Annotated in this window: 10 protein-coding genes, 1 pseudogene and 1 riboswitch; of the genes and pseudogenes, 10 read left to right on the top strand and 1 reads right to left on the bottom strand. The window is 38.2% G+C overall.

Annotated features, from left to right (window positions below):
- Positions 1-197: pseudogene (locus HMPREF9200_RS03895) on the bottom strand (S-adenosylmethionine decarboxylase); the annotation flags it as partial.
- A 224-nt stretch (positions 198-421) separates the two neighbouring features.
- Between HMPREF9200_RS03895 and HMPREF9200_RS03890 the strand changes: the two are divergent.
- The 10 genes from HMPREF9200_RS03890 to HMPREF9200_RS03845 form a co-directional block, all read left to right on the top strand.
- A complete protein-coding gene (locus HMPREF9200_RS03890; protein ID WP_009353510.1) occupies positions 422-3238 on the top strand; it encodes an FAD-binding and (Fe-S)-binding domain-containing protein in 2817 nt (938 codons plus the stop codon).
- A gap of 133 nt (positions 3239-3371) precedes the next feature.
- Positions 3372-3502: riboswitch (FMN riboswitch) on the top strand.
- Positions 3503-3597: 95 nt separating this feature from the next.
- Positions 3598-4728, top strand: coding sequence for a bifunctional diaminohydroxyphosphoribosylaminopyrimidine deaminase/5-amino-6-(5-phosphoribosylamino)uracil reductase RibD (gene ribD / locus HMPREF9200_RS03885; protein WP_038144635.1), 1131 nt, complete (start codon positions 3598-3600; stop codon positions 4726-4728).
- On the top strand, positions 4709-5362 hold the full coding sequence (locus tag HMPREF9200_RS03880; protein ID WP_009353516.1) for a riboflavin synthase: 654 nt from the start codon (positions 4709-4711) through the stop codon (positions 5360-5362). The genes ribD and HMPREF9200_RS03880 overlap by 20 nt, the downstream gene beginning before the upstream one ends.
- Before the next feature lie 14 nt (positions 5363-5376).
- Positions 5377-6573 (top strand): bifunctional 3,4-dihydroxy-2-butanone-4-phosphate synthase/GTP cyclohydrolase II, encoded by a 1197-nt coding sequence (locus HMPREF9200_RS03875; protein WP_009353506.1) that lies wholly within the window; start codon positions 5377-5379, stop codon positions 6571-6573.
- A 76-nt stretch (positions 6574-6649) separates the two neighbouring features.
- Positions 6650-7108, top strand: a complete 459-nt coding sequence (gene ribE / locus HMPREF9200_RS03870; RefSeq protein ID WP_009353515.1) for a 6,7-dimethyl-8-ribityllumazine synthase — start codon at positions 6650-6652, stop codon at positions 7106-7108.
- A gap of 14 nt (positions 7109-7122) precedes the next feature.
- Positions 7123-7995: an Hsp33 family molecular chaperone HslO gene (gene hslO / locus HMPREF9200_RS03865; RefSeq protein ID WP_009353508.1), complete on the top strand. Its 873-nt coding sequence runs from the start codon at positions 7123-7125 to the stop codon at positions 7993-7995.
- A gap of 28 nt (positions 7996-8023) precedes the next feature.
- Positions 8024-9076 carry an S-methyl-5-thioribose-1-phosphate isomerase gene (gene mtnA / locus HMPREF9200_RS03860; protein WP_009353509.1) on the top strand — a complete coding sequence of 351 codons (1053 nt, stop codon included), beginning with the start codon at positions 8024-8026 and terminating at the stop codon, positions 9074-9076.
- A gap of 9 nt (positions 9077-9085) precedes the next feature.
- Complete coding sequence (locus tag HMPREF9200_RS03855) at positions 9086-10363, top strand: amidohydrolase (protein ID WP_009353507.1); 1278 nt, start codon at positions 9086-9088, stop codon at positions 10361-10363.
- Between the two features lie 290 nt (positions 10364-10653).
- Positions 10654-11604, top strand: coding sequence for an ABC transporter substrate-binding protein (locus HMPREF9200_RS03850; RefSeq protein ID WP_009353511.1), 951 nt, complete (start codon positions 10654-10656; stop codon positions 11602-11604).
- Positions 11605-11622: 18 nt separating this feature from the next.
- A partial coding sequence (locus HMPREF9200_RS03845) for a TonB-dependent siderophore receptor (RefSeq protein WP_009353513.1) occupies positions 11623-12911 on the top strand: 1289 nt, incomplete at its 3' end.

Genomic DNA, 12911 nt, shown 5'->3' with positions numbered 1-12911 from the left:
AGAATTACATGGCAGTGATGGGATACGGCTACCAAGAAGATTTCATCTTCTAAAATTTGGCAATCGATTTCCTCAACACATTGATTTGTAATTGCTAAGGCATTCACAATAGCATCTTGTAAGACAGCAGGAGATTCTATTTTTTCATCAATACATGAATATAAATCAATTAAAACGTGTTCACCTAAAACGTGCATGTTTTCACCTACTTTCATTCATAGTCTATTATATAAAAAATTTTTGATTTTGTAAATTTGTTATACTTTTTGTAATAGTTATGATTATAAAAATTAATTATAGAATTTACGAAACTCTACTCCTATGGTAAGCTATAGGTAAGACATAGAGAGCTATGCCCCTTTGAACGAGTCGTTCAAATTTATAAATCATACTACATATAGTAATGCTAGGAGGTCCTATTATGAAAGCACCGTTACGTTACGATTTTGCTTCTTTTTCTACGGAAGCACAGGCCGTATGCCCTGATCGAGTATTTACAGATTTTTTACACCGCTATGCTTATGGTGTAGATGCTTCTTGTTATTCGTATGTACCACGAGTAGTGGTGAAAGCTAATCATGAAGCTGAAGTCATTCGTATTTTGGAATTGGCGAATCAATATGGTACACCAGTTACTTTTAGAGCTGCAGGCACATCTTTATCTGGTCAAGCTTCTAGTGAACATGTATTAGTGGTGGCTAATGATGGCTTTAAACGAATGGAAGTATTAGATGGGGGCAAAGCACTGCGTTGTGATTGCGGAGTTATTGGTTCCGATGCTAATGAAAAATTAGTTCCTTATGGACGTAAAATTGGGCCAGATCCAGCTACCATTGCTAGTGCTTTGGTAGGGGGTATTTTTAATAATAACTCTTCTGGTATGTGCTGTGGTACTGTAGAAAACTCTTACCAAACGGTAAAATCTGTTCGTGTTGTATTGGTGGATGGTACGATTTTAGATACTAGTGATCCAGCTAGTGTACAAGCTTTCATGACCTCTCGTGCAGACCTTGTAAAAGGCTTATTAGACCTTCGTCAATGGATTTTTGATGATCCTGAATTAGTAGAATTAATCCAACGTAAATTTAAAATTAAAAATACTACAGGTTATTCGATTAATACGTTAGTAGATTTTGAAGATATTGTAGATATTTTAAATCATATTTTTATTGGTTCTGAAGGTACATTAGGGTTCGTATCAGAAGTGGTATATAATACAGTAGAAGATAAGAAATTCAAGGCTTGTGGTCTTGTGTTCTATAAAGAGCTATCCGATGCGTCTCGCGCAGTTGTAACCTTAGCGAATATGGGACGTCAATATGTAGTATCTGCGGAAATGATGGACTACCTCAGTCTTAAGAGTGTACAAAAATTAGAACAAGTACCGGACTTCGTACGTGGAGTGCCAGAGGGTACTAGCTGTATTCTATTCCAATCTGAAAGTAATAATGAGCAAGAATTAGAAGAACAAGTGGAATATATTAAAGAACAATTAAAAGATATTCCAACTATTATTCCTAGCTTATACTCTACGAATCCGGAAGAATATAATTCTTGGTGGTATATTCGTAAAGGGTTGTTGCCAATTGCAGCAGGACAACGTAAATCTGGTTCTACGGTAATTACAGAAGATGTATGTTTTAAAATTGAAGATTTTGTTAAAGGCATCGGTATCATTACAGAGTTATTCCGTAAATATGATTTTATGGATAATGGTATTATCTTTGGACATGCTTTAAGTGGCAATGTTCATTTTATCATTACTCCAGACTTGAATGATCCAAGAGAACGTGATAATTTTAGTGGACTTGTGAAAGAAATGGCAGAACAAGTAGCAGCTGTAGAAGGTAGTATTAAAGCAGAGCATGGTACAGGTCGTATGGTAGCTCCATTCGTTGAGTTAGAGTGGGGTGTGAAAGCTTACCAAGTTAACCGCCGTATCAAAGAGCTATTTGATCCTAATTACTTAATCAATCCAGATGTTATCATTACAGATGATCCAGATGTATATAAAAAGAACTTGAAAGCGATGGCGGCTATTGATCCATTGTTCAATATGTGTATTGAATGTGGTTTCTGTGAAAAGAACTGTCCATCTAAAAACTTAACATTAACACCACGTCAACGTATTTCCTTGGTACGTGAAGAAACACGTCTTCGTCAAGAAGGTAAACATGCAGAAGCAGATGCATTATCTGAAGGTTATCAATACTATGGTGTAGATACATGCGCAGCATGTTCTATGTGTTCCATGTTATGTCCATTAGGCATTGATACAGCGCAAATTGCATTATCTGTTCGTAAAGTAACAGCAAAAGGTCATGGTATTGCAGAAGCGATTTATGACAATTTCCCAGCTACCTTGGCAGCAGCTCGCATGGGGGTTACCTTAGGTGGTGCAGCAGGTAAAGTGATTACCAATAAGTTAATCTCTAAAATCACAAAAGGGGCTCACGAACTAACAGGTGTGACACCATATGCACCAACTACATTGCCAAAAGCTAACCGCCATACCTTGAAAAATCAACGTAACACAGTAGGCAATGATAATGTTGTGTATTTCAGTACTTGTGCAAATCGTGCTTTCAAACCAAATCAAGGTCAAAAAGATACTCGTAGCTTGCAACAAGTGATGGAAAACTTATGTAAAAAAGCAGGTTATAATGTCATTTATCCACGTCATATTGAAAACTTATGTTGTGGTTTGAGCTTTGAAAACTATGAAGACATTGATAAACGTGCATTACGCGATTTAGAAAATGCTTTATTAGAAGCAAGCTGTGGTGGTGTATATCCAGTTGTGATTGACCATTCTGCATGTTTCTCCCATGCTTTCAAACATATTAAATCTGTAACAATCCTTGATGTATCTGAGTTCTTATACACACATATTGTTCCTAAATTAGATATTGTGAAGTGTAAAGAGCGTGTTATTGTTCACAAACAATGTAAAATCAAAAAAGCTGGCAAAGAAAAATACATTGAACTGCTTGCACGTGCATGTACTGATGAAGTATTCAATATTAAATCCTTTGCATGTTGTGGTTTCGCAGGGCAAAAAGGTTTCTTTACACCAGAATTGAACCATTCCGCTACACGGGATTTAGGAGATGAAGTGAAAGAGTACGGGGCTACATTAGGAGTAAGCTCTAGCTCCACATGTGAAATCGGCTTAGGCGAACGTGCAGGTATTCCATTCATCGGTATTGCTTACCTATTAGATGCATGTTCTAAATAACTGTGTAATATATTCATACAACATGAAAAGAAAAGCAGCCCCTTTAGGGCTGTTTTTCTTATTACATTGCTATAGTAAGCAATTTATGATACAATAAAGTCATCTTATAAAGATAAGAACTAAAATCAAATAAAGAAGTCTTTGAGGCAAGGTGCGAGGGGAACCTCAATTCCTGACCGGCGGTATAATAGTCCGCAAGCTCTTGAGAGCAGATCCGGTGATATTCCGGAACCGACAGTAAAGTCTGGATGGGAAAAGACAGTATATTGATAGCTATTGTGTATGTTATCAAATATTTGGAATGCTAAAGGGACTATGTATATAGTCCCTTTTTTGTGTAGAGGTGAGCCATGACACATATGACAACTGATGAAAAATATATGGCAAAAGCGATTGAATTAGCAGAAAAAGCAAGAGGATGTACATCTCCAAATCCAATGGTAGGAGCTCTCATTGTAAAAGATGGGCGCATCATTGGTGAAGGATATCATCAAAAAGCCGGCGAGCCTCATGCAGAGGTGTATGCATTACATCAAGCTGGTATGGATGCTAGAGGAGCTACCTTATATGTGACACTAGAACCGTGCTCACATTATGGAAAAACACCGCCATGTGCTAAGCGCGTAATAGCTGCAGGTATCTCTAGGGTTGTCATTGGTATGATTGACCCTAATCCATTAGTAGCGGGTAAAGGCCTAGCTATGCTACAAGAAGCGGGCATAGAAGTGGAGATTGGCGTTTTAGAACGGCAATGTGTGGAAATGAATGAAGCTTTTATTACATACATTAAAACGGGTAAGCCTTTCGTGATTTTAAAATCTGCCATGTCCATAGATGGAAAGATTGCTACTGCCAGTGGTGAATCAAAATGGATTACCAACGAAGAAGCAAGGCTCGATGGTCATCGTATTCGTAAAGAAGTAGATGCTATGTTAGTAGGGGTAGGTACGATTATAGCGGATGACCCATTACTAAGTTGTCGTCTTCCACAAGAAACCGTAGAAAATCAACCGCATTTATACATTCTAGACTCTCAAGGTAGAACTCCACTAGATGCAACCATTTGGACAGTACCTAATCGCAATATAACAATATTTGTTGGCGAAGAGTGTGGGCTAGAACAAATGGGAGATTTCAGTGATAAGGGAGCAGAAGTTATTGTGACGCCATCCAATGAAAGAGGTTTAGACATTTCCTTTATTTTGGAAGAACTAGGTGCTCGTCAATGTATGAGTTTACTCATTGAAGGTGGAAGCCAAGTGGTGGCTAGTTTTGTAGAAACTAAATCTTTTGATAAATTGGTAACCTATATTGGGAATCGTATTATTGGAGGTATTGGAGCTACACCAGCTGTGGGTGGTTTAGGCTTTTCTAGTTTAGATGAAGCAGTACAGCTAGATATTGATGAAGTGATGGCTGTTGGTGATAATATGAAAATAATTAGTTATCGAAGAGGAAGAGAAGGCGTTTATGTTTACGGGGATCATTGAAGAAATAGGGACCATACAGAGTGTAAAACGTTCCCAAAGCTCGCTTACCCTTGAAATTGCAGGAACTATAATTTTTGATGATTTAAGAATTGGTGATTCCGTAGCGGTCAATGGTGTATGCTTAACAGCCACGAACATAGGAGCCCAAAGATTTACAGCAGATGTGATGCCAGAGTCAGTTAAAATGACATCATTAATAAATCTTTCAGCAGGAAGTAAGGTAAATTTAGAACGAGCTATGGCTGCCAACGGTCGTTTCGGTGGCCACGTAGTGGCAGGGCATGTGGACGGTCAAGGCAAGATTATCGGTAAAGATCATGTGGGTAATTCCATTGTGTTCCGTATCGCTGCCGATGATGCTATTCTACACTATGTTATATACAAAGGGTCTATCACTGTGGATGGAGCTAGTTTGACTGTTTCCAAGGTGGGAACTGGTTGGTTTGAAATTTCTATTATACCTCATACGATTGGAAACACTATTTTGCAATATGCTACTATTGGTACTACAGTGAACTTAGAAACAGATATTTTTGGCCGTTATATTGAGCATTTTATGAAAGAAACTCATCTGGAGTCTACTAATACTAGTACAGTGACGATGGATACTTTAGTGCGTAACGGCTTTTTATAGAAAGGATGATATTTATGTCCTATACATTAAACTCTATTGAAGAAGTAATTGAAGACTTAAAAGCAGGAAAGCCTGTGATTATTGTAGATGATGAAAGTCGTGAAAACGAAGGTGATTTAGTTTTGGCTGCTGAATTTGCTACTCGTGAAAGCATTAACTTTATCATCAAAGAGGCTCGAGGTTTATTGTGTACACCGATGTTGGAAGGTGATTTGCTACGACTTGGTATTCCTCAAATGGTAGAAAAGAATACGGATAATCATGAAACAGCGTTTACTGTATCAGTAGACCATGTGGATACGACCACAGGCATTTCTCCAGAAGAACGTGCTGTAACGATGCAAAAACTCATTGATCCAAATGCAAAACCAGAAGATTTTAGACGTCCTGGACACGTATTTCCGTTGCGTTACAAAGAAGGTGGAGTATTAGTACGCCAGGGCCATACAGAAGCATCTATTGACCTTTGTAAACTAGCTGGATTATATCCTGCGGCAGCAATTTGTGAAATTACCAATGATGAAGGCTATATGTCACGTATGGATGATTTATTGGCTTTCAGTAAAAAACATAATTTAAAGATTGCTTCTGTAGAAGCTTTAGTGGAATACAGAAAGCGACACGATAGATTAGTAAGCATTGCAGCAGAAACAAAACTACCTACAAAGTTCGGTGATTTCCGCATCATTGTGTTTAAAAATGAAGTAGATCATAAAGAACATCTTATGATTGTAAAAGGTGATGTACGTGGAAAATCTGATGTGTTGATGCGTATTCATTCTGAGTGCTTAACAGGAGATGTATTTGGTTCTCATCGCTGTGACTGTGGGGAACAATTGGAAAATGCATTGCGCTCTATTGAAGAGCAAGGAGAAGGCATCGTTATCTACATGCGTCAAGAAGGGCGTGGCATTGGATTAACGAATAAAATTAAAGCCTATACATTACAGGATCAAGGGTATGATACCGTGGAAGCCAATGTGAAACTAGGATTCCCACCAGATATGCGTGAATATTCCTTAGCGGCACAAATGTTGCGCGAATTAGACGTGAAGAGTGTTAAGCTGTTGACGAATAATCCAGAAAAGAAAGAAGATTTAGAACGTTGGGGTATTACAGTATCTAAACGTGTTCCTATTGTGATTAAAGCCAATAGCATTAATGCAAAATATTTGAATACAAAAAAAGAAAAAATGCGCCATATGTTGTAATAATATATGAAAATAACACCTAATAAACAGTGTGCTTAGTTCCATATATGTCTTATATGAATAAAGGAGAATTACAATGATTCAAGAAGGTAAATTAATAGGCACAGGTAAGAAATTTGCTATTATCGGCTCTCGTTTTAATGAGTTCATCACATCTAAATTGATCAGCGGGGCGAAAGATGCCTTGTTGCGTCATGACGTACAAGACAGTGATATCACTACCATTTGGGTACCAGGTGCTTTTGAAATTCCATTGATTGCACAAAAAGCGGCAAAATCTGGTAAGTATGATGCTGTTATCTGCTTAGGCGCTGTCATCCGTGGTGCTACAACGCATTACGATTATGTATGTAACGAAGTGGCAAAAGGGATTGCTCATGTATCCTTAGAATCCGGTGTCCCTGTTATGTTCGGTGTAGTTACTACTGAGAATATTGAACAAGCCATTGAACGTGCGGGTACAAAAGCTGGTAATAAAGGATTTGATTGCGCTATGGGTGCTATCGAAATGATCAATCTATTGGAATCTATGTAGAAAGAAGGATATCCGTGGATTTTATTAAACGTTATACAACAGCAGAAGGGTTGCGGCTATCCATTGCCGTAACTACTGATACCGTAGAAGAGGCGAGAGTTCGCCATGATTTGTGGCCGGTAGCAACAGCTGCGTTAGGTCGTACTATGACTGGGGCTATGCTAATGGCTAGTGATTTTAAAAATGATGAAAATGTAAGTATCCGATTACGTGGTGATGGACCTTTGGGCATTGTTCATGTGGATGCATTCAGTAATAACACTGTACGAGGGTATGTGGACCATCCCCATGTAGATGTACCACTATTGCGAGAAGGAAAGCTTGATGTAGGGGCTGCTGTAGGGCGTAATGGAGAGGTTCAAGTGACTCGGTTTACTAAACTTCGTCAAAACTATACTTCCCAAAGCCCTATTCAAACAGGTGAAGTGGCAGAAGATTTAGCTTATTATCTAGCTATGTCTGAACAAGTGGGATCTGTATTAAGTCTTGGTGTATTAGTAGATCCAGATTACCATACGATTGTAGCAGGTGGTTTTTTAGTACAAGCTTTACCGGATGTAACAAATGATGCATTTGATAAAATTGAAGCAAATTTGAAAACCATTGGACCTGTGACTAATTATTTGAAAGCAAATCCTAATGCGGAACACTTGATGGAACGCATTTTGGATGGATTTACTGTCCAAGAAGTCTATAGTGAGCGTATTCATTTTGCATGTCCTTGTAGTCGAGAACGATTTTTTGATCGATTAGCAAGTTTGCCAATGCATGATAAACAAGAATTAGCCCAAGATGAAGTGACAGAATTAACTTGTCACTACTGTAATGAAAAATATCGCTTTTCTAAGGAAGACATGCAAACCTTATTAATCGAAGAAACACATTAATGCTACTTGTTTCTATGGAGGGACCAGTATGAAAAGTATTGAATGGAATGGATCAGAAGTTATTATCTTAGATCAAACGAAATTACCTGCATCTGTGGAATATGTACGTTGTACTGACTGGCGTCAAGTGGCTGAAGCCATTAAAATGCTTCGTGTGCGCGGGGCCCCTGCTATTGGTGTATCAGCTGCCTATGGATTAATTCTTGCCTTCCGTGAGAGCTATCATCGTGGTGGGGCTAGTGCAGAGATTTTGTCTGAATTTAGAGCTTTTGCGGAAACCTTACGCCAAACTAGACCGACAGCTGTTAATTTAATGTGGGCTATTGATCGAGTATTGCGTATTGTAGATACTTTCACAGGCGATATTGGCGACCTAGATGCGGTTCTTGTAAAGGAAGCTATCGCCATTGATATAGAAGATGTCGCTTTAAATGAAAGTATGGCAAAACATGGGGCTACCTTATTCCAAGATAAAGAGTCCTATCGCATATTGACCCATTGCAATGCTGGTGCCTTAGCAACAGCGGGGATTGGTACAGCCTTAGGGGTCATTCGAGAAGTCCATGCACAAGGTAAGCTTGACCGTGTGTACGCTGATGAAACTAGACCTCTATTACAAGGGTCTCGTTTAACTGCCTTTGAACTATATGAAGATGGTATTCCTGTGACATTACAAACAGATAATATGGCTGGTTATGCTATGCAACAAGGTCTTATTGATGCAGTGATTGTGGGGGCTGACCGTATTACTTTAGAAGGTGATGTGGCCAATAAGATTGGCACATATAGTGTTGCCGTATTAGCCAAACATCATAATATTCCATTTTATGTAGCCGCTCCGTATAGTACATTCGATTTCTCTATGGCAAGTGGTAAGGATATTCCTATTGAAATGCGTAATCCTCAAGAGGTACTGCAATTCCAAGGCGTTCCTTCAGCACCGCAAGGCATTGAAGTATTGAATCCAGCTTTTGATGTAACACCTCATGATTTAGTGACCGCTATTATCACAGAAGAAGGTGTGTTGCGACCTCCGTTTAATGAAAGTATTCGCAATTTACAAGAAAAGAAAAGGAAATAGGAGTTGAACATGGTTGATGTTGTTATCACACATGTAGATGTGTTACAAGAAAATTCAATTGCAAGAGATATTGCTATTGTCATTGAAAATGGATACATTAAAGAATTTGTTTCTAATGATGCTGCACCTCAAGCTAAAGAAGTGATTGATGGTAAAGGTATGCTAGCAGCCCCAGGAATGGTAAATACGCATACTCATATTGCTATGGGCTTATTGCGTAATTACGCAGATGATTTGGAGTTAATGGATTGGTTACAAACTGCCATCTGGCCAGCGGAAGCTAAACTGAATAATCACTTAGTCTATTGGGGTACACAGTTAGGCATTGCAGAAATGTTCCGTTCTGGTACTACTTGTTTTAGTGATATGTATTTCTTTATGGATCAGACAGCTGAGGCTGTGAAAGAAACAGGTATTCGTGCCGTTTTATCTCGTGGTATGGCTGGTGTGGCACCTACGGCAGAACAAGCTTTAGTAGAAAGTAGAGAATTATTCCTTAACTATCATGGATATAATCAGCAGCAAATTAAAGTTATGCTAGGTCCTCATGCACCATATACTTGTCCCGATACTTATTTAGAACGAGTGGTTCAATTAGGTCATGATTTAGGGGCACAAGTTCATATGCATTTAAGTGAAACAAAAGGAGAAGTGGAAAATGTTATAAAAGCTACTGGTAAAACTCCTATTGCACATATGAATGACTTAGGCTTGTTTGATTTAGGTTGTTTAGCAGCCCATTGTGTGCATTTAACAGATGAAGATATGGATATTATGAAAGAAAAATCTGTTCGTGTAGCTCATAATCCACAATCGAATTTAAAATTAGCCAGTGGTATTGCACCAGTGCCAGAAATGCTTGCTAAAGGAATTGTGGTAGGCTTAGGTACAGATGGTTCTGCTAGTAACAATAATGCAGATATGCTAGAAGAAGTGCGTTTAGCAGCTATGCTACATAAAGCTCGTTTATACGATCCATTGGCAATACCTGCTCAAACGGCTTGGGAGCTTGGTACAGTCATGGGAGCTAAAGCATTAGATTATAATGATTTGGGCATATTAGATGTAGGATATCGGGCAGATATTGTATTGTATGATACGTCAGGATTGCATTGGCAACCACGGTATAATGATGTAGCATCCTTAGTGTATGCGGCCAATTCATCAGATGCTACTACCGTTCTTGTGGGTGGTAAAGTAGTGATGAAAGATAAAGAATTATTGACTATTGATGAAGAAAAGTTGCGTTATGAAATACAACAAGCGCAGGCGATCTTTCAAGGGTAATGCTACCCATCAGTGTATTCCGACATAGTAGTTATATATAATTCCTATGCTGTGATCATGGGTCATAGTAGCGTACTAACATTATGAAAGTTTAATAGGTATAACCTATATAAGCGAGGTCTTTATGACCTCGCTTTTAATTGACAAAAAATATCAACTATTATATTATAACAGTAATTGATTTAACAATTCGTAAATTTAAGTAACAAGTGAGCAAGTGCTCAATATATAGTATTCGGATAAGTTCCATTTTCCTTAGGGAAAGTGGATTTTTTATTAGGAGGAAACTAATGCGATTGTGGAATGCAGTAGCTTGTGCCTCTGTTCTATGTGGTTTGATGGTGCTATCAGGGTGCTCTTGGACTGCTGATACGCCAACAGCAGTGACTCAAGAGACATCAACAAGAACGGAAATTGACAAGACGGGAACTTCTGTGACTATGCCAAGTCATCCCAAACGGGTTGTCATCTTAAATACAGCCAATATTGATATGTATTTGGCCGTTGAAGGAACTATTGTGGGGCGTATGGATGCTGCCTCTTTGACAGGAGAGTTACAAGAAAAGGTAAAAGACATTCCCTCTGTAGGGAACACATACAATCCTGATGTAGAAAAGATTATTAGTCTACATCCAGATTTGGTGATTGGTATGAATATAGCAAATCATATAAAACTTCGGGAGGCTTTAACATCGGCGAACATTCCTTTGTATATTAATGATTTAGATTCCTTTGAAGATGTCAATCGGTCCTTGCAACTATTCGGCGAGCTAACGAACCATCCAGATATAAGCAAGGTGCAAATAGAGAAAATTAATACTGTATTTTCAGACTATCAAGGGAAAATAAAGGATAAGCCACATCCTAAAACATTGTTGTTACTGGGTACACCAGGTAATCTAAACGTCAGCACAGATCATTCTTTCAGCGGTAAATTGTTAGATACATTAGGTGCCGATAACATTGGTAAATATATGAAGAGCGAAGCGCCTTATGTACCACTGAGTTTAGAATTTATACAGGAACAAAATCCTGAGCGAATTATTTTTGTAGTTATGTATCCTGATCCTTCGATTAAAGAGTCTTTTATAAAAGAAATGCAATCGAATCCAGCCTGGCAACATGTACAAGCAGTGGAAACAGGTCAGATTCACTATGTTCCTGGTGGTTTGTTTGCCTTGAATCCTGGTACACGAATTACACAAACACTAGAATTAATGTACAAAGCATTATATGAATAATTTTTAGGAGGTTATGTCATGAATACACTTTTAAAAGCATCCTTATGTGGAGCTATTTTCAGCACTTTATTAGCGCCTATATATGTGACACATGCAATGGAGGCAAGTGATAATTATATGGCGGTTGTTACGGCTTCGAAACAAGCAGAAACTATTAGGAATAGTTCTGCAGCTGTACAATTAATTACGCAAGATGATATGAAACGTTTAGGAGCAGATACGGTAGAAAGTGCTCTACAATTGGTGGAAAATATTAATTTATCAGAAGCAGGTATGACTGGTAATCAGGTGATGATTCGTGGTATGGAATCACGCCACTCTCTTGTGCTCGTAAACGGCCGTCGTTTAGCCGGTGAAGACGCATCTAATACGACAAATGTATACACGCTGCGCCGCATTAATTTAGACCAAGTGAATCGCATTGAAATTGTTCGTGGACCTTCTTCTGCTTTATATGGATCAGATGCTATGGGTGGTATCATTAATATTATTACGAAGCAGCCTACCGATACTACCGATATGTTACAATCTTTGGGTGTATCTAGTGGTACTAAGCATGAACAAGCATATTATGCATTGAGCAGTGGAAACCAAGGTCGTTGGAATGCAAGCTTCAATATGAATGTGACGAAAGAACGGCCTATCAATCGACATATGTCAGAAAAGACTTTCAATACGAGAACAAAACAGTTAACAGGCTATACAGAAGGATATCGTCGTATCATGTATGGTCAAAAACAATCCTATAATAGTAGTGTTATGTATGATTTTAAAAATCCTAACCTAAATACAATTAAAGTAGATTTCAGTTATTTTAAAGAAAAGCTACACACTGATAATGCTGATAAATATGCTACTGTATTTCACAAAAGTGGAATGGTCTTTGCGGCAGATTCAAGAATGGTACCTGTCAATTTAAATAAAACAGAATACTTTAACAATAAGAGTATACAAACAGGTATTACCTACAGTGGTAGAACAAATAGAAATAATTATGAAATAGGAACTTATTATAGTCAATTAGATAAATCCTATTTAATGATAGATGATCGGACTCTACCTGAGGGTGTTATTAATGTGATGATGCCAAGCAAACCACCAAAACCACCAACACCATTGAAGTTTGATTACCAATCTTTGTATCCGGCTACTGATAATGATACTGCTACATACAAAAACATTGTTCTCGAAGGAAAGGACACAATGTATGTAGGAGATCATCATGATGTAATGTTTGGCGGAGAGTACCGACGTGTTATCTATGAAGGCACTCGCCTAGGTGGATTGAATGTCCACAAAATGAAGCA

It is taken from the genome of Veillonella sp. oral taxon 780 str. F0422 (assembly GCF_000221605.1).
In the GTDB taxonomy this organism is placed as follows: Bacteria; Bacillota; Negativicutes; order Veillonellales; family Veillonellaceae; genus F0422.
The sequence above is the reverse complement of the archived record's forward strand: the minus strand, read 5'-3'. Positions and strand labels throughout refer to the sequence as shown.